At 66.4% G+C, this 18,008-nt stretch carries 19 protein-coding genes and 3 pseudogenes; 15 read left to right on the top strand and 7 right to left on the bottom strand.

What is annotated here, in order from left to right:
• Both Q0C59_RS11890 and Q0C59_RS11885 read left to right on the top strand, forming a co-directional pair.
• Positions 1-642 (top strand): annotated as a pseudogene (locus Q0C59_RS11890) (glutamine-synthetase adenylyltransferase); the annotation flags it as partial.
• A complete protein-coding gene (locus tag Q0C59_RS11885) occupies positions 639-1,241 on the top strand; it encodes a rhomboid family intramembrane serine protease (protein ID WP_291215650.1) in 603 nt (200 codons plus the stop codon). The pseudogene Q0C59_RS11890 and the gene Q0C59_RS11885, both read left to right, overlap by 4 nt.
• A 52-nt stretch (positions 1,242-1,293) precedes the next feature.
• Here Q0C59_RS11885 and Q0C59_RS11880 read toward each other — a convergent pair whose 3' ends face one another.
• From Q0C59_RS11880 to Q0C59_RS11865, 4 genes are read right to left on the bottom strand one after another with little or no spacing between them, the layout of a single operon-like run.
• The gene (locus Q0C59_RS11880) at positions 1,294-2,139 is read right to left on the bottom strand and encodes a ferritin-like domain-containing protein (protein WP_291215647.1); all 846 of its coding nucleotides are present in this window, start codon (positions 2,137-2,139) and stop codon (positions 1,294-1,296) included.
• Positions 2,140-2,189: 50 nt separating this feature from the next.
• Positions 2,190-3,767: a cryptochrome/photolyase family protein gene (locus tag Q0C59_RS11875; protein ID WP_291215645.1), complete on the bottom strand. Its 1,578-nt coding sequence runs from the start codon at positions 3,765-3,767 to the stop codon at positions 2,190-2,192.
• Positions 3,764-3,922, bottom strand: coding sequence for a DUF2256 domain-containing protein (locus Q0C59_RS11870; RefSeq protein ID WP_291215642.1), 159 nt, complete (start codon positions 3,920-3,922; stop codon positions 3,764-3,766). Before Q0C59_RS11870 ends, Q0C59_RS11875 begins: the two co-directional genes overlap by 4 nt.
• Complete coding sequence (locus Q0C59_RS11865) at positions 3,919-4,899, bottom strand: MerR family transcriptional regulator (protein ID WP_291215640.1); 981 nt, start codon at positions 4,897-4,899, stop codon at positions 3,919-3,921. Before Q0C59_RS11865 ends, Q0C59_RS11870 begins: the two co-directional genes overlap by 4 nt.
• Positions 4,900-4,942: 43 nt before the next feature.
• Here Q0C59_RS11865 and Q0C59_RS11860 point away from each other — a divergent pair, with 43 nt between their 5' ends.
• From Q0C59_RS11860 to Q0C59_RS11820, 9 genes are all read left to right on the top strand, one after another.
• A complete protein-coding gene (locus Q0C59_RS11860) occupies positions 4,943-5,560 on the top strand; it encodes a glutathione peroxidase (protein ID WP_291215638.1) in 618 nt (205 codons plus the stop codon).
• A gap of 318 nt (positions 5,561-5,878) precedes the next feature.
• Entirely contained in the window at positions 5,879-7,300 is a 1,422-nt protein-coding gene (locus Q0C59_RS11855; protein ID WP_291215635.1) for an NAD(P)/FAD-dependent oxidoreductase, read from the top strand.
• Entirely contained in the window at positions 7,297-8,121 is an 825-nt protein-coding gene (locus Q0C59_RS11850) for a DUF1365 domain-containing protein (RefSeq protein ID WP_291215632.1), read from the top strand. The genes Q0C59_RS11855 and Q0C59_RS11850 overlap by 4 nt, the downstream gene beginning before the upstream one ends.
• Positions 8,118-9,347: a cyclopropane-fatty-acyl-phospholipid synthase family protein gene (locus Q0C59_RS11845; protein WP_291215630.1), complete on the top strand. Its 1,230-nt coding sequence runs from the start codon at positions 8,118-8,120 to the stop codon at positions 9,345-9,347. The genes Q0C59_RS11850 and Q0C59_RS11845 overlap by 4 nt, the downstream gene beginning before the upstream one ends.
• Before the next feature lie 10 nt (positions 9,348-9,357).
• Complete coding sequence (locus Q0C59_RS11840) at positions 9,358-9,918, top strand: chalcone isomerase family protein (RefSeq protein ID WP_291215628.1); 561 nt, start codon at positions 9,358-9,360, stop codon at positions 9,916-9,918.
• Positions 9,915-11,258, top strand: coding sequence for an MFS transporter (locus Q0C59_RS11835; RefSeq protein ID WP_291215625.1), 1,344 nt, complete (start codon positions 9,915-9,917; stop codon positions 11,256-11,258). Before Q0C59_RS11840 ends, Q0C59_RS11835 begins: the two co-directional genes overlap by 4 nt.
• Before the next feature lie 9 nt (positions 11,259-11,267).
• Positions 11,268-11,807 (top strand): DUF3833 domain-containing protein, encoded by a 540-nt coding sequence (locus Q0C59_RS11830; protein ID WP_291215622.1) that lies wholly within the window; start codon positions 11,268-11,270, stop codon positions 11,805-11,807.
• A gap of 148 nt (positions 11,808-11,955) precedes the next feature.
• Positions 11,956-12,735: an SDR family oxidoreductase gene (locus Q0C59_RS11825; protein ID WP_291215652.1), complete on the top strand. Its 780-nt coding sequence runs from the start codon at positions 11,956-11,958 to the stop codon at positions 12,733-12,735.
• Positions 12,732-13,172: a nuclear transport factor 2 family protein gene (locus Q0C59_RS11820; protein WP_291215620.1), complete on the top strand. Its 441-nt coding sequence runs from the start codon at positions 12,732-12,734 to the stop codon at positions 13,170-13,172. The genes Q0C59_RS11825 and Q0C59_RS11820 overlap by 4 nt, the downstream gene beginning before the upstream one ends.
• Positions 13,173-13,178: 6 nt before the next feature.
• On the opposite strand, the gene Q0C59_RS11815 is transcribed toward Q0C59_RS11820, so the two are convergent.
• Positions 13,179-13,793 carry a glutathione S-transferase family protein gene (locus Q0C59_RS11815; protein WP_291215617.1) on the bottom strand — a complete coding sequence of 205 codons (615 nt, stop codon included), beginning with the start codon at positions 13,791-13,793 and terminating at the stop codon, positions 13,179-13,181.
• A 110-nt stretch (positions 13,794-13,903) separates the two neighbouring features.
• Between Q0C59_RS11815 and purB the strand changes: the two genes are divergently transcribed.
• Both purB and Q0C59_RS11805 read left to right on the top strand, forming a co-directional pair.
• Entirely contained in the window at positions 13,904-15,340 is a 1,437-nt protein-coding gene (gene purB, locus Q0C59_RS11810; RefSeq protein ID WP_291215615.1) for an adenylosuccinate lyase, read from the top strand.
• Between the two features lie 108 nt (positions 15,341-15,448).
• Positions 15,449-15,934, top strand: a pseudogene (locus Q0C59_RS11805) (MBL fold metallo-hydrolase); the annotation flags it as partial.
• Positions 15,935-15,949: 15 nt separating this feature from the next.
• On the opposite strand, the gene Q0C59_RS11800 reads toward Q0C59_RS11805, so the two are convergent.
• Entirely contained in the window at positions 15,950-16,351 is a 402-nt protein-coding gene (locus tag Q0C59_RS11800) for a DUF3717 domain-containing protein (protein WP_291215613.1), read from the bottom strand.
• Between the two features lie 216 nt (positions 16,352-16,567).
• Here Q0C59_RS11800 and Q0C59_RS11795 point away from each other — a divergent pair, with 216 nt between their 5' ends.
• Both Q0C59_RS11795 and Q0C59_RS11790 read left to right on the top strand, forming a co-directional pair.
• Complete coding sequence (locus Q0C59_RS11795) at positions 16,568-17,293, top strand: TerC family protein (RefSeq protein ID WP_291215611.1); 726 nt, start codon at positions 16,568-16,570, stop codon at positions 17,291-17,293.
• A 19-nt stretch (positions 17,294-17,312) separates the two neighbouring features.
• Positions 17,313-17,657, top strand: coding sequence for a phage holin family protein (locus tag Q0C59_RS11790; protein WP_291215609.1), 345 nt, complete (start codon positions 17,313-17,315; stop codon positions 17,655-17,657).
• A gap of 29 nt (positions 17,658-17,686) precedes the next feature.
• Here the strand turns inward: Q0C59_RS11790 and Q0C59_RS11785 are convergent.
• A pseudogene (locus Q0C59_RS11785) lies at positions 17,687-18,008 on the bottom strand (peptidase M48); the annotation flags it as partial.

The following is an 18,008-nucleotide window of genomic DNA, read 5'->3' as shown; positions in this document are numbered from 1 at the left end:
GGCGAGGGCGACCTGTTCGAGATCGACACCGCGCTGCGCCCCAACGGCAACTCGGGCCTGCTGGTCACGAGCTTCCAGGCCTACACCAACTACCAGCAGCAGCGCGGCAGCAACACCGCCTGGACCTGGGAGCACCAGGCCATGACACGGGCGCGCTTCGTGCTCGGTGGCGTGTCGCTGGCCGGGCGTTTTGATGCGGTGCGTGAAGACGTGATCACCGCGCTGCGCGACGGCGATTCGCTCGCGCGCGAGATCGTGTCCATGCGCGAGAAGGTGCGCCAGGCACACCCGGTGCGCGGCACCCGGTTTGACGTGAAGCACAGCCCCGGCGGCATGGTCGACGTGGAGTTCGTCATGCAGTACCTGGTGCTGCTGCACTCACGCACCCACCCCGAGCTGCGCGCCAATACCGGCAACATCAACCTGCTTCGCCGCGCCGAGGCGGCGGGCCTGCTGGAGCCCGGCATGGGTGAGGCGGCCGCACAGGCCTACCGCGAACTGCGCCAGATCCAGCACCGCGCGCGCCTGGACGAAGCCCCGACACAGGTGGACGCCGAGGCGGTGCAGGCCTCGGCAGACGCCGTGCGGGCCTTGTGGCAGCACGTGCTGGGCCCGCACACCGGCGCATCGCGGCCGGCATGACACGCCCGCTGAGCTGGCTGGCGCTGTGCTGCGTGCATGGCGCGGTCAGCGTGGTGGTGTGGTGGTCGGGCGGCCATTGGACCGATGCGCTCATCTGGCACGCCGACACCTGGACACAGCATCCCTGGACCCTGTGGACCAGCGCCTGGATCCACCTGAATGCTCCGCACCTGATCGGCAACCTGCTGGTGCTGGGCGCCTACCTCACCATTGGCTGGGTCGTGCGGCCCGATGGGCGCTGCACGCTGGCCTGGCTGCTGGCGTGGCCGCTGGTCCAACTCTCCTTGCTGCTGTGGCCCGACGTGCGACAGGTGGTCGGCCTCTCGGGCCTGCTGCACGCGGGCGCGCTGGTGGTGGCGGTGCACCTGACGCTGGAGCGCCTGCCCATCCAGCGTGCGCGTTTCTGGGGTGTGCTGCTCGCGGTGGCGGTGCTATCCAAGGTGGCGCTGGAGCAGGCCTGGCAGCGACCCGTGGTGTGGGACAGCACGCACGAACTCTTCGTGGTGCAGGTCGCGCACCTGGCCGGTGTGACCTGGGGCATCTTGCTGGGCCTCTTGACCGCCTGGTGGCCTGCCAAGGCGGACAAGCGCCGCGTCTGAACCGCCCACAAAAAAGCCGCCACGGGGCGGCTTCTTCGTTGGCGCGTGGACTTCAGGCCGGTGCGATCACGGCCGGCGGCGCGAGCGACTTGCGGAAGCGGTTGAGCTCCTGCACGGTCTTGAAGCTCTGTTCCATGAGCAGGCTCATGTTGTGCAGGATGCGTTCGACCACGCGGTTCTCCCACACGGCATCAAAGTCGATCTGCTTGTCCAGCCAGTGCTCCAGCCACTCGGGGTTGGGCAGGCGGCTCTGGATGGTGTCGTTGGGGAACAGGTCCTTGTTCACGTGCAGGTTGGTCGGGTGCAGGGCCTGCGCAGTGCGCCGCGCACTGGCCATGAGCACGCCCACCTTGGCGAAGGCCACACGCGCCTCGTCGCCGAACTTGCCGATGGCGCGCTTCATGTAGCGCAGGTAGGCGCCGCCATGGCGGGCTTCGTCCTGGCTCAGCGTGGCGTAGATCTTCTTGATCACCGGCTCCGAGTGCCATTCGCTCGCACGGCGGTACCAGTGGTTCAGGCGGATCTCGCCGCAGAAATGCAGCATCAGCGTTTCCAGCGGCGGGGCCGGGTCGAACTCGAAGCGGATGTCGTGCAGCTCCTGCTCGGTCGGCACGAGGTCGGGGCGGAAGCGGCGCAGGTACTCCATGAGCACCAGCGAGTGTTTCTGTTCTTCAAAGAACCAGATCGACATGAAGGCCGAGAAGTCGGAGTCGTCGCGGTTGTCGCGCAGGAACATCTCGGTGGCCGGCAACGCCGCCCATTCCGTGATGGCGTTCATCTTGATCGTCTGCGCCTGCTCGTCGGTCAGGGCGCTGGCGTCGAACTGGTCCCAAGGAATGTCCTTGTCCATGTCCCAGCGCACAGATTCGAGTTGTTTGAAGAGTTCGGGGTAGAGCATGGTGGCCTTTCGGTACGGGCGCATTTTATGCGGGGGCAGAGCAGTTGCGCTCACAAATCATCGAGACGGGCCAGGGTCAGCACGGCCTGGTCCCGCACGGCCTGCCGTTCGGCCGGGTCCATGCGCTGCAGGTTTTTCACCATCAGCGCGGTGCGGGGGCTGGCTCCCAGTTCGGTCTCGTGGCGGTCCAGAAAGTTCCAGTAGAGCGTGGTCACCGGGCAGGCCTGCGGACCTGTGCGCAACTTGGGCTGGTAGCGGCAGCCCTTGCAATGGTCGCTCATGCGATCGATGTACTGGCCGCTGGCCACGTACGGCTTGCTGGTGAAACGCCCGCCATCGGCGAACAGCGCCATGCCGGCCACGTTGGGCAACTCCACCCATTCGATGGCGTCCACATAGACCGCGAGGTACCAGTCGGCCACGGGCTGCGGGTCCACCCCGGCGAGCAGCGCGAACTGCCCGGTGAGCATGAGGCGCTGGATGTGGTGCGCGTAGCCGTGTTCGAGTGTCTGGCCCACAGCGTCTTTCATGCAGGCCATGTGCGTCTGTGCGGTCCAGTACCAAGCCGGCAGCCGGCGTGTGTGGCCGTAGTGGTTGGCGGTCTTCATCCCGGGCATGTCCATCCAGTACACGCCGCGGATGAACTCACGCCAGCCCAGCACCTGGCGAACGAATCCTTCGACGCTGGCCAGCGGCACACCCCGGTCGCGGTGCGCGGCTTCGGCCGCAGCCACCACCTCGCGCGGGTCGATCAGGTGCAGGTTGAGCGCCACCGACAGCAGCGAGTGCCAGCCGAACGGGGTCTTGGTCCACATCGCGTCCTGGTAGCTGCCGAACATCTCCAGGCGCTGGTCCACAAAGTGGCGCAGGGCTTCGCGCGCCTGTTCGGCGGTGACGGGCCAGGCAAAGCTCTTGAGTTCGCCCGGGTGGTCGGCAAAGCGCGCCTGCACGAGTGCCATCACCTCTCGCGTGATGGCATCAGGTTCAAACTGCGCGGGCGGAGTGATCAGCCCCGGCCCCTGTTTGGGGTAGCTCTTGCGGTTGTCGGCGTCAAAGTTCCACTGCCCGCCCACGGGTTGTCCGCCGTCCATGAGCACGCCGTGCTCGCGGCGCATCTCGCGGTAGAAGTACTCCATGCGCCATTCCTTGCGGCCCTGGGTCCAGCGCGCAAAGCGCTGGCGGCTGCAGAAAAAGTGTGTGTCGTCGAACCAGCGCAGGGGCACCGCGGCCGCCGTGGCGATGGCTTCAATGTCCTGCTGCAGCCGCCACTCACCCGCCTCGCACAGCCACAGCGCCTGCGGCTGGAACTCTTCGAGCAGACGCTGCAGGCGCGCAGGCAGTGTGGCGGTGGCGGGCTGGTCCAGCGCCACGTCGTCCAGGTTCACGTAGCGCAGCGGGAATCCCTTGCGCACCAGGGTCTGCCGGAAATGCCGCATGGCCGAAAGGAACAACACGATGCGGGCCTTGTGGCTCCACACGTGGCTGGCTTCGCCGGGCGCTTCGATCATGAGCACCGCGTCTTGCGTGGGGTCAAAGTCGGCCAGGGCCGGGTTGCCCAGCCAGAGCTGGTCACCCAGCACCAGCACCAGCCGGCGCAGGGGCCGGGGCAAAGGCGTCGGTAGATTCATGAAGATTTCTTGGGAGATTCGGAGCGGCAACGTTCGCTGCAGTACTTCACCTGGTCCCAACTGCGCTCCCACTTCTTGCGCCAGGTCATCGGTCGTCCGCATGCGGCGCAGGGTTTTTGCGGCAACGTTGACTTGTTGCCTTTGAAACCGCTCATGCGGCACCCGCCAGGGCCTGCGCACGCCAGCGGGCCACGCCCAAGGGAATGTCCTGCAAGCGGGCCATGGGCCAGAAGAGCGGGCCGGTCCCGGGCAGGCGACCTCGCTGGGGCTTGAGCAAGGCCGGGCTCTGGCCACCGGTCCAGATTTCCACGCGCGGCGGCAGGCGCTCGCGCAACTGCTCGAGCGCGGCGCGCACATCGCGCGGGTTTTGCGCCGCCGTGATGCCCAGCGCCACGATGTCGGCGCCGCTGGTGGCCGTGGCGGCCACGATATCGGGCAGCGGGGTCTGCACGCCCAGCGGAATGGTGTGACAACTTTCCATCACCATGAAGCACTCGGCCATGAGCAGGCCCAGGCTGTGCACCTCGCCCGGCAGGGTGGTGAGCAGAATGCGCGGCGGTGTGGGCGCGCGGGCCTGGGTCAGCTGGCCCAGCGCTTGGCGCAGCACCGACTGCACGATCTCGGTGTAGAGGTGTTCTTCGTACACCGCCAGCTGGCCGTCGAGCCAGGCCTGGCCCACCTGCACGTTCATTGGCGCCACGCAGTCGGTGATCAGACGCGCCAGGCCGCGCTCCATGAGCGCCTGGGCCATGGCTTGGCGCAAGGCGTGGGCGTCCTGGCGGCGCAGCATGGGCAGCAACTGCGCCATGGTCGGGCAAACGTCATCGCTTGTGTCGGGCGCACGCGCCTGAATCCGCTTGCCCGGCCGGTGCGTATCCAGTGCAACGAGTTCTTCCAGCGGCAAGGCCACCACCCCGCCGGGTCGATGGCCGGCGTCGATGAGGCGGCGGATGTGGCGCAGGCGGATCAGTTGTTCGTTGTCGTACTGCCGCTCACCCTGTGCGTCGCGCACCGGCATCGGAAATCCATAGCGCCGCTCCCACACCCGCAGCGTGTCTTTGGACAGGCCGGTGTCGCGTTCGACGTCGGCGATGGTGTGTCCGGCAGGGGTTTCGGAGCTTGAGCTTGTCATGGACAAATGATCCAATGTTTCGTTAGATTATGGAGTTTTTGTCATGAAATCACCGCTTGTCCACGGCAATCCCCGTGTATTCAAGGGCTGGGCTGCGGGCTGCGTGGTCGCGGTCTGCGCGCTGCTGGGCCCGGCGGCGCAAGCCCAGGCGCCCCAGCCCGCCGCCACCCCGACCTGCCCGGCCCTGCTGCAGCACCGCTTTGACCGCCTGCAGGACGAAAAGCCCCAGTCGCTGTGCCAGTACAGCGGGCAGGTGGTGCTGGTGGTCAACACCGCCAGCTTCTGCGGCTTCACTGGCCAGTACGAAGGGCTTGAGGCGCTGTACGCGAAATACAAATCCCGGGGTTTGGTGGTGCTGGGCTTCCCGGCCAACGATTTCGGGCGCCAGGAACCGGGCAACAACCAGGCCATTGCCGACTTCTGCGAAAACACCTTCGGCGTGAAATTCCCGATGTTCAGCAAGTCCAGCGTGATCGGGCGCGACGCCAACCCGCTCTACAGGCAGCTGGCGCAGAAGACCGGCGAGACCCCCCAATGGAACTTCCACAAGTACCTGATCGGGCGCGACGGACAGACCGTGCGCAGCTACCCGAGCACGCTCGACCCGAAAAACCCTTCACTCGTCAAGGACATCGAGCGATTTCTATCGACCAAATCGTGACTGATCAGTCACAATAAAACCGTTCAGTCTATTTTGACCCCCTTGATCGCCATGCACGCTCCTTCGCCCGACAGAAAAAACAGCCCCCGGACACCCGTCCGGAACTTTTTTGGGCGTGTTTTTCTCTCAACCGACAGGCCGATTGAGCAGCCGGCCACCGAATTCCGTTTTGCACTGCGAAGCCTGTCCGGTCCTTGTGACCGGCCTGAAATCCCGAGGCGCTTCTCCTCCTCCTCCCTCCCTCCCTTGTTCGTTTCGGGGCGCTTCGCAGTCTTTTGTATCCCGACCAGCACCGCTGGCTCCCACTGAGGCCCGACCATGTTCACGGACCTCATCTCCACCCCCTCCCACCCCGTGCGGGGCGACGCCCGATCACCGCGCGTGGCCATCGTCGGCTCCGGTATCTCGGGCCTGGCCGCGGCGCACACGCTGCAAGGTCTGGCCGACATCACGCTGTTTGAAGCGGGCGACTACTTCGGCGGCCACACGCACACGGTCGACATGACCTTGCCGAACGCGCAAGGCGTGGCCACCACCTTCGGCGTGGACACCGGCTTTCTGGTGCTGAACGAACGCACCTACCCCAACCTGCTGGCGCTGTTCGCCCAGCTGGGCGTGCCGATTGCCAAGTCCGACATGTCGTTCTCGGTGCAGGCCCCGGGTGCCGCGCCCGGCGGCGGCCCGCTGGAATGGAGTGGCTGCAACCTCTCCACCGTGTTTGCCCAGCGCCGCAACCTGTTCAACCCACGCTTCCTGCGCATGCTGGCCGACATCGTGCGCTTCAACCGCGTCACCACCCGGCTGGCCGAGCAGGGCGAAGACCTGCGGGACAACAGCCCGCTGCTGCAGCCGCTGGGCGACTTTCTCAAAGCACAGGGTTTCTCCGACGAGTTCCGCGACTGGTACTTCCTGCCCATGATGGGTTGCATCTGGAGCTGCCCGACCGACCAGATGCTGGCCTTCCCGGTGGCCACCATGGTCCGCTTCTGCCACAACCACGGCCTGATCCAGGTGACCAACCGCCCGCAGTGGTACACGGTGGACGGCGGCGCGCGCCAGTACGTGCAGAAGATCACCGACAACATCGCCGACAAGCGCCTGAACGCGCCGGTGCAGCAAGTGCTGCGCGACGCTCAGGGCGTGCGCGTGGTGACCGAAGGACAGGTGGAACGGTTTGACGCCATCGTGCTGGCTTGCCACAGCGACCAGGCTTTGCGCATGCTCGGTGGCGAGGCCTCGGCAGACGAGCGCGAGGTGCTCGGCGCCATCCGCTACCAGCCCAACCGCGCGGTGCTGCACACCGACGCCTCGGTGCTGCCCAGGAGCGAACTGGCCTGGGCCGCATGGAACTACGAACGCGCACCCAGCAAAGGCGTGGAATCCGCGCAGGTCTGCCTGCACTACCTGCTCAACCGCCTGCAGCCGTTGCCGGTGGCACAGCCGGTGGTGGTGTCGCTCAACCCGCAGCGCGAGATCGCGGCGAAACACGTGGTGGGCGAGTACGAATACGACCATCCGGTGTTCGACCTCGCCGCCATCCGCGCGCAAGCCCGTGTGCCGGCCATGCAGGGTCAGCTCAACACGTACTTTGCCGGCGCGTGGACCGGCTACGGCTTCCACGAAGACGGCTTGAAGTCGGGCCTGCACGCGGCGCGCGCGCTGATCGATGCGCATCAGCTCGTGCCCATGACGCAGCGCGTCGACGCCCAGCGCGCCGCCTTGCCCGGGGTGTTTGCATGAACACGGCGCCGGTCGCACAGATCGGCTTCGGCCAAGTGCGCCACACGCGCCACCGCCCGCAGCGAAACGCCTTCGCTTACCCCACCTATTTCCTGATGCTGCCCATGCGCAGCCTGCGCCAGCACGGCCCGGGCGCGCTGGCCCGCAACCGCCGCGCGGCACTCAGCTTCAACGACGCCGACCACGGCGATGGCCGCGCCGACAGCCTGAAATGGCTCGACGAACTCCTGCAACAGCACGGCATCGACGACGCGGGTGGCGAGGTGTGGCTGCACACCTACCCGCGCGTGCTGGGCTACACCTTCAAGCCGGTGAGCTTCTGGTACTGCCACCGGGTTGATGGCACGCTGCGCGCAGTACTGGCCGAGGTGAACAACACCTTTGGCGAACGCCACTGCTACCTGCTGGATGAGCCGCACTACGGGCAGCCCGTCGAGGCCAGCAAGGTGTTCCACGTGTCGCCGTTTTGTCCGGTGCGCGGGCGCTACCGCTTTGTCTTCATGCGCGCCGAAGGCGCCACACCGCGCACCGTGGCGCGCATCGACTACTTCGACGACCTCGGTGCAGGCGCAGACAGCGAGCCGCTGCTCAACACCAGCGTGAGCGGCGAACTGCAGCCCCTGAATGCGCGCAGCCTGCGCCGCGCGCTGTGGTCCTACCCCGCCATGACTTTCGGCGTCATGGCGCGCATCCACTGGCAGGCCGTGCGCCTGTGGATCAAGCGCGCGCCCTTCTTCCGCCAGCCACCGCCTCCGGGCGAATTCGTCACCGCCGCCGCACTGCCGGCCTCTCCCGTGAACGCCGAACACAGCCACCCATGAACAGCTCCACCGCCTCCACCAGCCCCGCCGGTTTCTCGCTGCCGCGCAACGCACCCGCCGCCGCCCGCACCACGCTGCAACTGTTGCAGCGCCTGGTGCACGGCAGCCTCACGCTGCAACTGCCCGATGGTTCCGTGCAGCGCTTCGGCCAGGTCGACGGCCCGCACGCGAGCATGAAGCTCAACAACTGGAACGTGTGCTCGGCCTCGCTCAAGTCGGGCGACATCGGTTTTGCCGAGACCTACATCGCCGGCGACTGGACAACATCGAACCTGCCCGCGCTGCTCTCGCTGATGGTGGCCAACCGCCGCGAAGTGGAAGACGTGATCTACGGCTCGTGGCTCGGGCGTTTTGCCTACCGCGTCAAGCACCTGCTCAACCGCAACAGCAAGACCAACAGCCGCAAGAACATCCACGCCCACTACGACCTGGGCAACGCGTTCTACGGCCTGTGGCTGGACGACACGATGAATTACTCGTCGGCCCTGTTCGAGAGCCCCGACCAGACCATGGAGGCCGCGCAGCACGCCAAGGTTCGCCGAGCGCTGCGCATGACCGACGTGAAGCCGGGCGACCGCGTGCTGGAGATCGGTTGCGGCTGGGGCGCGCTGGCCGAGAAGGCCACCACCGAGTTCGACGCGCACGTCACGGGTGTGACCTTGTCCACCGAGCAGCTGGAATTCGCCAACGAGCGCATGCAGCGCCTTGGCCGCGCGGACCGGGCCGATCTGCGCCTGCAGGACTACCGCGACATCAACGACGCACCGTTCGACGCGATCTGCTCCATCGAGATGGTGGAGGCCGTGGGCCGCGAGTACTGGCCGACCTACTTCCAGACCGTTGCCCGCCTGCTCAAGCCCGGAGGCAAGGCCTGCGTGCAGAGCATCGTGATCGACGACGAACACTTCGAGCGCTACATCAAGGGCACCGACTTCATCCAGCAGTACGTGTTCCCCGGCGGCTGCCTGCCGTGCCCGAGCGAGTTCCGCGCGCAGGCCGCCAAGGCCGGTCTGGAAGTGGTGGACGAATTCGCCTTCGGCCTGGACTACGCCCGCACGCTGTCCATCTGGCGCGAACGTTTCCTGCACGAGCAGGATCGGGTGCTGCAGCTCGGCTTTGACCAGCGTTTCCTGCGCATCTGGGAGTTCTACCTGGCGTACTGCGAAGCCGCCTTCGAGCAGGGCAGCACCGACGTGGTCCAGTACACCTTGCGCAAGCCGGTTTGAGGGCCACACCATGAAGCTCGCCGTCATTTCCTTCGCTCTGATCCTCGGCAGTCTGGCCGGCGCGCCCGCGTTTGCGCAGGCGCCCGAGCCCACCCTCAGCGCGGCCCTGCAGGACAAGACTGCTGTGGGCAAAGCGCGGCTGCGCTACTGGGGCTTCGATGTGTACGACGCCAGCCTGTGGGCGCTCCCCGGCTTCGACGCGGGTCGCTTCGAGAACCAGCGCTTCGGCCTGGAGCTGGCTTACCTGCGGGATTTCAAGGGTGCCGACATTGCCGAGCGATCGATTGGCGAGATGAAGGACCTGGCCCCCATCGAACCGGCCCAGGCCACACGGTGGACCCAGGCCATGAGCAGCCTGTTCCCCGACGTGAAGCGCGGCGACCGCATCACCGGTGTGCACGTGCCTGGCAGCGGCGCGCGCTTCTACTTGAACGGCAGGCTGCTCGGTGAGGTGGCGGACGACGCGTTCTCGCGCCTGTTCTTCGGCATCTGGCTATCGCCCAAGACCTCGCAGCCGCGCATGCGCGACACGTTGATCCAGGGCATCACCGGCGCGGCCCGCACGCCATGACCTCGGCGGCAGCCACCCCGGTTGAGCCGGCCAGCCGCTTCATCGGCGCGGGTGCCTGGCGGCGCGGCTTGGGCTACGGACTGCTCGGCCTGCCGCTGGCCTTCGTGGCGCTGCCGCTGTATGTGATCCTGCCCAACCACTACGCCCGCGAATTTGGCGCACCGCTGGCCCTGCTCGGCCTCGTGTTGCTGGCCGCGCGCCTGGTGGACGCGGTGCTCGATCCGATCATCGGGCGCTGGTGCGACCGCCTCTTTTCGCGCTCCATTGCCGCCGTGCTCGCAGCATCCGCCGTGGCTGCGGTGGTGTTGGCGCTGGGGCTGTGGGGCTTGCTGTTTCCGCCCACGGCCGTGCGTGAGGCAGGCACCACCGTGCTGCTGGCATGGGCCGGCCTGTTGATGGCCATCACCTACACCGCCTACAGCGTGGTGGCCGTCGCCCACCAGTCGTGGGGCGCGCGCCTGGGCGGCAACGAAGCGCAGCGCAGCCGCGTGGTGGCGTGGCGCGAAGGTTTGTCCCTGCTGGGCGTGTTGATCGCTGCAGTGCTGCCGGCCACGCTCGGCTTGGGCGCGACCGTCTCCACCTTCGCCGTCTTGCTCACGCTGGGCTGGTGGGCGTGGAGCCGCTCGGCCACACCGATCGCATTGAAAGCCGCGGGGCCCGTCCTGAAGCTCGGCGCCTCACCCTTGCGCCAACCCGCGTTTCTGCGCCTGCTCGCGGTGTTCGTGATCAACGGCACCGCCAGCGCCGTGCCCGCCACGCTGGTGCTGTTCTTCGTGCAGGACCGCCTGCAGGCCTCGCCCTCGGTGGAGCCCGCGTTTCTCGCCACCTACTTCCTGTGTGCAGCGCTATCGATTCCGCTTTGGGTGCGGTTGGTCGGGCGCATCGGCCTGGCGCGCACCTGGCTGGTGGGCATGGCGCTGGCCGTGGCGGTGTTCATCTGGGCCGCCACGTTGGGTGCGGGCGACGTGGTGCCTTTCCTCATCGTCTGCGCGCTCTCCGGCATTGCCCTGGGCACCGACCTCACCCTGCCCAGCGCCATGCTTGCCGGCCTCATCGGGCAGCTGGGTGAACGCGGTCAGCGCGAAGGCGCCTACTTCGGCTGGTGGAGCTTTGCCACCAAGCTCAACCTGGCGCTGGCCGCCGGTCTGGCGCTACCGCTACTCGCGCTGTTCGGCTACGAGCCCGGCGCACGCGACCCGGCCGCCCTGCAGACGCTGACCATCGCCTACTGCCTGCTGCCCTGTGTGCTCAAGCTGCTGGCCGGCAGCGCGCTCTACGCGCTCGTGATCCGGCCCGAGCAGCGCGCGGCCCTGCTTCCGCAAACATCCACCACTTCCTGAGACCCCACCATGCAAAGACGACTCTTGCTCGCCGCCGGCATCACCTCCGCTGCCGCCCTCGCGGGCTGTGCCGGCCCGCAGATCGGCCAGTACGCGAGCGAAAAGCCGCTGCTCGACCTGCGCACCTATTTCAACGGCACGCTGGACGCCTACGGCGTGTTCACCGACCGCTCGGGTGCGGTGGTCAAGCGCTTCACCGTGGTGATGGTCTGCACCTGGAACGGCGACGACGGCGTGCTGGACGAGACCTTCAACTACAGCGACGGCACCACCGGCAAGCGCATCTGGCGCATGAAACACCTGGGCAACGGGCAGTTCAGCGGCACGGCCGACGACGTGGTGGGCACGGCGCGTGGCGAGCAGAAAGGCAACGCCTTCCGCTGGGGCTACACCTTGCTGCTGCCGGTGGACGGCAAAACCTATGAGGTGCAGTTCGACGACTGGATGTACCTGATGGATGAGCGTGTGATGCTCAACAAGGCAGAAATGAGCAAGTTCGGCATCCGCCTCGGTGAGGTCACGCTGTCGTTCGTGAGGCGCAACCCATGAGCGCGGCGCCGGGCCGCCCCAAGCCAGCTCGCACCGCAGTGCGCAGCACGAAGGTTGACCAATGAGCACTCCACGCGCCTTTGTCGAAGCGCCGACGCAAGCGGCTGCCGTCGCTGCTTCTCCGCGTGGCTTCTCGCTGTTCAAGCCCATGAACCCGCCCATCACCGACTGGCGTGGCCTGCGCGTGTGGCTGGTCGGCGCCTCCAGCGGCATTGGTGAGGCCACTGCCTCGGCCCTGCACGCGCGCGGCGCGCAGGTGTTGGTGTCGGCACGCAGTCGCGAAGCGCTGGACCGCTTCGTGCTGAACCATCCGCCGCAGCACGGCGTGACCGCACAAGCCTGGCCACTCGACGTGACAGACGCGGATGCGGTCACGGCCACCGCCCGCGAGATCCTGGCCCAGGGGCCGCTCGATCTGGTGGTGTACTGCGCCGGCCATTACCGCGAAATGCGCGCCACCGAAATGGACATGGCCGATCTCAAGCGGCACATGGACATCAACTACATCGGAGCGCTGCACGTGATGGATGCGGTGGTGCCGGCCATGAGCACACGTGGCAAAGGCCACATCAGCCTCATCAGCAGCGTGGCGGGTTTCCGCGGCCTGCCCAAGAGCCTGGCCTACGGCCCGACCAAGGCCGCACTCACCAACCTGGCGGAGAACCTCTACCTCGATCTGGAGCCACTGGGCATGGGCGTGAGCGTGGTGCATCCTGGTTTCGTGCAGACGCCGCTGACGGCGCAAAACGACTTCACCATGCCCGCACTCATCACGCCGCCGCAAGCCGCGCAGGCCATGATCGACGATTGGGGCCGGGGCGTGTTTGAAGTGCACTACCCCAAGCGCTTCACGCGCTGGATGAAGCTCATGCGCCTCTTGCCCTACCGCGCCTACTTTCCCGCGGTGCGCCGCGCCACCGGCCTGTGAGCAGCGACACCCGCGCGGCGGTCGACCGCCTCTGCGCGTACTTCGAGACGATCTCGCCGCAATCGGTGGCGAGCATCGGCGAGTTCTACACGGCCAACGCGCGCTTCAAGGACCCGTTCAACGAGGTGCACGGCATCCCCGCGATCGAGCAGGTGTTCAGGCACATGTTCGAGAGCCTGCACGAGCCGCGCTTCGTGGTGAGCAGCCGCATCGTGGACGGCACGCAGTGCTTTCTGGTGTGGGAGTTCCGCTTTCGCTTCAAGCGTTTTGACACCACCACCGAACAGGTGGTGCGTGGCGGCTCGCACCTGGTGTTGACAGCCGACGGCTTGATCAGCGACCACCGCGACTACTGGGACGCAGCGGAAGAGCTCTACGAAAAACTGCCCGTGGTGGGCAGCTTGATGCGCTGGCTCAAACGAAGAGCCAACACCTGAGCGCAATCAATCCGGCTTCGTGTCGACGAAGCTTGGGCGCTGGTTGAGTTTCTCGGCCAGACGCGCGAGGTTCGGGTACGGCGTGCGCCAGTCGATCACCGGGAAGCGGAAGTCCAGGTAGCCCAGCGCACAGCCCACGGCCACATCCGACAGGCTGAAGTGGATGCCCGAGCAGAAAGGCTTTTCGCCCAGGCCCTGACTCATGCTTTTCAGGCTCGCTTCAATCTTGGCCATCTGGCGGTCGATCCAGGCGTCGCTGCGCTGCTCGCCGGTGCGTCCGGGCCACGTGGATTCCAGGCGCGCGAGGATGGCGGCGTCGAGCAGGCCATCGGCCAGGGCTTCCCAGGTCTTCACCTCGGCGCGTTCGCGGCCTTGTGTCGGGATGAGCTTGCCCACCGGTGAAAGCGTGTCGAGGTATTCCACGATCACGCGCGAATCGAACACCGCTTCGCCGCCTTCCATGACCAGGCAGGGCACCTTGCCCAGCGGGTTGGAGGTGGCGATCTGGGTGTCGGCCGACCACACGTCTTCGAGGATGAACTGGTAATCCAGCTTCTTCTCGGCCATGACGACGCGCACTTTGCGCACGTAAGGGCTGGGGATGGCGCCGATGAGTTTCATGGAGGACAGGTGGGTGAAGACGGTTGCCCGTGGGAAGGCGATTTTAGCCAGCCCGGCCTTCGGTCCGACTGACAAGGCCGATTGAAAGCCCCGCCTCCTACAATCGCCGGATGCGCCCCACCACCCCATCGGCTTCAGCCTCCACGCCCTCTGCCGCCGCACCGTCGGCGGTCTTGTCCCCCATTTCTGCCCTGTCTCCGCTGGACGGCCGCTACGCCGGTCGCCTGGGCCAGCTGCGCCCGTTCATGAGCGAACTGGGCTACATGCACCGCCGCGTGCAGGTGGAAATCGCGTGGTTCATCGCCTTGTCCGACGCCGGTCTCGCCGAGTTCAAACCGCTGTCTCCGGGTGCTCGCACCTACCTCATGGGCCTGGTGAAAAACTTCAGCGAGGCCGATGGCCAGGCCATCAAGGACATCGAAAAGGTCACCAACCACGACGTGAAAGCGGTGGAGTACTGGATCAAGTCCAAGTTCGAAGCCCGGCCCGAGCTGGAGAAGGCGGCCGAGTTCGTGCACTTTGCCTGCACCAGCGAAGACATCAACAACACCAGCCATGCACTGCAGCTCAAGGGCGGGCGCGATGCGGTGCTGCTGCCTTCGCTCGACGCGGTCATCGCGAAACTGCGCGAGATGGCCCACGCGTTTGCGGCCGTGCCCATGCTCAGCCGCACCCACGGCCAGACCGCGAGCCCCACCACCGTGGGCAAGGAAATCGCCAACGTCGTGGTGCGCCTGGCCGCCGCGCGCGAGAAGATCGCCAGCGTGAAACTGCTGGGCAAGATGAACGGCGCGGTGGGCAACTACAACGCCCACCTGAGCGCCTGGCCCGACTTCGACTGGGAAGCCTTCAGCCGCAACGTGATCGAACAACCCGAGCCGCTCGGCCTGGGCCTGACCTTCCAGCCCTACAGCATCCAGATCGAGCCGCACGACTACATGGCCGAGCTGTTCGATGCGGTCGCGCGCACCAACACCATATTGATCGACCTCTCGCGCGACATCTGGGGCTATGTGAGCCTGGGCTATTTCAAGCAGCGCCTGAAGGCTGGAGAAATCGGCTCATCGACCATGCCGCACAAGGTCAACCCGATCGATTTCGAGAACGCCGAGGGCAACCTGGGTCTGTCGAACGCGCTGTTGCGCCACCTGAGCGAGAAGCTGCCCATCAGCCGCTGGCAGCGCGACCTGACAGACTCCACCGTGCTGCGCAACATGGGCGTGGCCCTGGGCTACGCGGTGCTGGCCTACCACTCCATGGGCGTGGGCCTGGGCAAGCTGGAGCTCAACGAGGAAGCGCTGGCCGACGATCTGGACAAGGCCTGGGAAGTGCTGGCCGAGCCGATCCAGACCGTGATGCGCCGCTACGGGGTGTCGGGTGCGTACGAGAAGCTCAAGGAAGTCACCCGCGGCAAGACCGTGACGGCCGAAGCCTTGCACGGACTGATTGAAAGCCTGGAAATTCCCGAGCCGGAAAAAGCGCGACTGCTGGCCATGACCCCCGGCAGCTACACCGGCAAGGCGGCCGAACTCGCGCGCCGCGTCTGACGCCGAAGTCGCCCGACACCAAGGCTTGACCTGCCTCAAACGGTCGGCAGCCCCATGCCCTTGGAGTCCGGCGAGCGCACATCCCGCGCGACTCCGGAGCTGCTGACCATCGGCCGCTACTTCCCACCGAGCAAGCTGTCCGCGATCCTGGCCTCGCACGCGGATCCGGACATCATCACCTCGCTGGACCGCTGGATGACCAGCACCCAGGCCACGCTACGCCTGTGGGAGCACTTCGCGCCGCATTTCATGCACTCCGAGGGCAATTTCCAGTTCTGGGATCCGGTCAGCCGCATCCTGTTCTCCGGCGACCTGGGCGTGTCGATGGGTTCGTCGGCCGATGCCGCCTGCATGGTCACTTCGCTGGCGGGGCACATTCCCCGAATGGAAAGCTTTCATCGGCGCTACATGGTGTCGGGCAAGGTGCTGCGCCTGTGGGCCCACATGGCGCGCACGCTTCCGATCCGCATGATCGTGCCGCAGCACGGCGCACCGCTGGCAGGCGCGGCCGTGGGCGAGTTCATCGACTGGGTGAGTGACTTCAGCTGTCGCGTGGACCACCTGACCCAGGCCAACTACACCGTCCCGGCGTGAGCCGAGCTGGTCATATCAACGGGCGCGCTCCGCGTAGCGGTTGAAGCGCCAGGCGTCGTCTTCGATGGTGATGCGCCGCCAGGTGGCGCGCTTCTCACCGGGCGACATCTCGGTCCAGCGCTGCACCTCGTCAAAAAGGCGGCCGCAGCCCTTGCACACTTCGTCGCCCTGGCTGGTGGAGCAGATGGCAATACACGGTGTGTCGGGCGTGGTGTCGTACCAGGCCAGCCAGGCTTCATGTGCGGCGGCTGGCAAGGTGGCTTCGTCTGCCTCGACTTCGTGAAAGAACACCATCAGGGCGTACACCTCGGCCAGCGCGCGCGTGGGTTGGGGCAAGGAAACGCCGTCGGGCGACGGAGACTTGTCGCGCCAGTGGTTGATCGCGGCTTCAATGTCGGTGATGTGGATGCCGGCCATGGGGGTCTCTTGAGGGAGGCCGATGATAGCCAGATCGGCCTGCCTCCGGCGCGCAGGGGTCATCGTTTCGCAGCTGCTGTGGGAACTGCTTACTGGGGCAAATGGGCGCCCACCACTACAATCACGCTCCGGCGCCCGCGCAGGCGAGTAGGTTGTTCCTGGTCATCACGAGGTGTCTTGCGTCCTGCTCTTCCCAATATTTGACCAAGAAAATTTATGGACTTCCTGACTTCGCTGCCTTTCTGGATCGCCCTCGGGCAGATCATCATGATCGACATCCTGCTGGGGGGTGACAACGCGGTCGTGATCGCACTGGCCTGCCGCAAGCTGCCGCCAAAACAACGCACCAAAGGCATCATCTGGGGCACGGCGGGTGCCATCGTCCTGCGCGTCATCCTGATTTTCTTCGCCATGACGCTGCTGGCCTTGCCGTGGCTCAAGTTCGTCGGTGCGATCCTTCTGGTGTGGATTGGTGTCAAGCTGCTCGCGCCTGACGAGGAGGGCCACGGCGAAATGGCCACCAGCGACAAGTTGCTGGCCGCCATCAAGACCATCATCGTCGCCGACCTGGTGATGAGCGTGGACAACGTGATCGCCATTGCCGGCGCCGCACAGAACGCTGGCGAACACCAGATGTTGCTGGTCGTGCTGGGCCTGCTGATCTCGATCCCGATCATCGTCTGGGGCAGCCAGCTGGTCATCAAGCTGATGGCCCGCTTCCCGATCATCATCACGGCCGGCGGCATGCTGCTGGGCTGGATCGCCGGCGGCATGCTGGTGTCCGACCCGGTGATGGCCAACCCGGACAAGTGGCAGTGGATGCTCAAGCTGCCCCAGGACGATGTGGTGAAGTACGGCGCCTCGGTCGCTGGTGCCTTGCTGGTGCTGGTGGTCGGAAAGTACGTGGCCTCGCGCCAGGCCAAGGCCGCTCCGGCACACTGACCAACCGGCTGCTGACCCCGTGAAGCTCATCCTCAAATGGCTGCTCGCAGCCTGCGCGCTGCTGCTGGTGGCCTACCTGTACCCCGGCGTGCAGATCCAGAGCTTCACCGCCGCGCTCATCGCCGCGGCGGTGATCGGTCTGTTCAACGTGGTGCTGCGCCCGGTGCTGGTGATCCTCACCCTGCCGGTGACGGTGATCACGCTGGGCTTGTTCCTGTTTGTCATCAACGCGCTGCTGTTCTGGGCCGCGGCCAGCCTCATGGATGGCTTCGGCGTGAACGGCTTCTGGGCCGCCATGCTGGGCTCACTGATCTACTCGGCGCTCATGCTGGTGGTGGACGCGGCGGTCAAAGCCGTTCTCTGAGCTGGCCGCTGCGCGGGTCGCAGCCCGCCTCAGCGCTTGCTGTCTTCCTCTTCTTTCACGCTGTCTCGCAGCAGCAGTTCCACGTCACGCCGGCGGCTGTCGACGATGGCCATTTCCATCGAATCGGCGCTGCGCTCGGCCACGGGCAGAGACTGCGCCGCCCGGAAACGGTCCACCGCGCCCGAATAGTCGAGCTGCGCGGCGCGCGCTTCGGCCTCGGCCCGCACAGCACGCAAGGACTGGCCCTGAACCTGGTAAGCCCGGGCCAGGGTCTGCCAGGCCAGCGCGTCGCGCGGCTGCAGCACCACCCAGCTTTGAAGCCGGGTCACCGCGCGTTGCGGTTGGCCCGAA

The organism is Hydrogenophaga sp. (assembly GCF_022844385.1).
Lineage (GTDB): Bacteria > Pseudomonadota > Gammaproteobacteria > Burkholderiales > Burkholderiaceae_C > Hydrogenophaga.
The sequence above is the reverse complement of the archived record's forward strand: the minus strand, read 5'-3'. Positions and strand labels throughout refer to the sequence as shown.

What these genes read in the sequence shown, in the direction of transcription:
- Q0C59_RS11885 (WP_291215650.1), top strand. Translation starts at nt 639, where the DNA reads ATGACACGCCCGCTGAGCTGGCTGGCGCTGTGCTGCGTGCATGGCGCG.
- Q0C59_RS11880 (WP_291215647.1), bottom strand. Translation starts at nt 2,139, where the DNA reads ATGCTCTACCCCGAACTCTTCAAACAACTCGAATCTGTGCGCTGGGAC.
- Q0C59_RS11875 (WP_291215645.1), bottom strand. Translation starts at nt 3,767, where the DNA reads ATGAATCTACCGACGCCTTTGCCCCGGCCCCTGCGCCGGCTGGTGCTG.
- Q0C59_RS11870 (WP_291215642.1), bottom strand. Translation starts at nt 3,922, where the DNA reads ATGAGCGGTTTCAAAGGCAACAAGTCAACGTTGCCGCAAAAACCCTGC.
- Q0C59_RS11865 (WP_291215640.1), bottom strand. Translation starts at nt 4,899, where the DNA reads ATGACAAGCTCAAGCTCCGAAACCCCTGCCGGACACACCATCGCCGAC.
- Q0C59_RS11860 (WP_291215638.1), top strand. Translation starts at nt 4,943, where the DNA reads ATGAAATCACCGCTTGTCCACGGCAATCCCCGTGTATTCAAGGGCTGG.
- Q0C59_RS11855 (WP_291215635.1), top strand. Translation starts at nt 5,879, where the DNA reads ATGTTCACGGACCTCATCTCCACCCCCTCCCACCCCGTGCGGGGCGAC.
- Q0C59_RS11850 (WP_291215632.1), top strand. Translation starts at nt 7,297, where the DNA reads ATGAACACGGCGCCGGTCGCACAGATCGGCTTCGGCCAAGTGCGCCAC.
- Q0C59_RS11845 (WP_291215630.1), top strand. Translation starts at nt 8,118, where the DNA reads ATGAACAGCTCCACCGCCTCCACCAGCCCCGCCGGTTTCTCGCTGCCG.
- Q0C59_RS11840 (WP_291215628.1), top strand. Translation starts at nt 9,358, where the DNA reads ATGAAGCTCGCCGTCATTTCCTTCGCTCTGATCCTCGGCAGTCTGGCC.
- Q0C59_RS11835 (WP_291215625.1), top strand. Translation starts at nt 9,915, where the DNA reads ATGACCTCGGCGGCAGCCACCCCGGTTGAGCCGGCCAGCCGCTTCATC.
- Q0C59_RS11830 (WP_291215622.1), top strand. Translation starts at nt 11,268, where the DNA reads ATGCAAAGACGACTCTTGCTCGCCGCCGGCATCACCTCCGCTGCCGCC.
- Q0C59_RS11825 (WP_291215652.1), top strand. Translation starts at nt 11,956, where the DNA reads ATGAACCCGCCCATCACCGACTGGCGTGGCCTGCGCGTGTGGCTGGTC.
- Q0C59_RS11815 (WP_291215617.1), bottom strand. Translation starts at nt 13,793, where the DNA reads ATGAAACTCATCGGCGCCATCCCCAGCCCTTACGTGCGCAAAGTGCGC.
- purB (WP_291215615.1), top strand. Translation starts at nt 13,904, where the DNA reads ATGCGCCCCACCACCCCATCGGCTTCAGCCTCCACGCCCTCTGCCGCC.
- Q0C59_RS11800 (WP_291215613.1), bottom strand. Translation starts at nt 16,351, where the DNA reads ATGGCCGGCATCCACATCACCGACATTGAAGCCGCGATCAACCACTGG.
- Q0C59_RS11795 (WP_291215611.1), top strand. Translation starts at nt 16,568, where the DNA reads ATGGACTTCCTGACTTCGCTGCCTTTCTGGATCGCCCTCGGGCAGATC.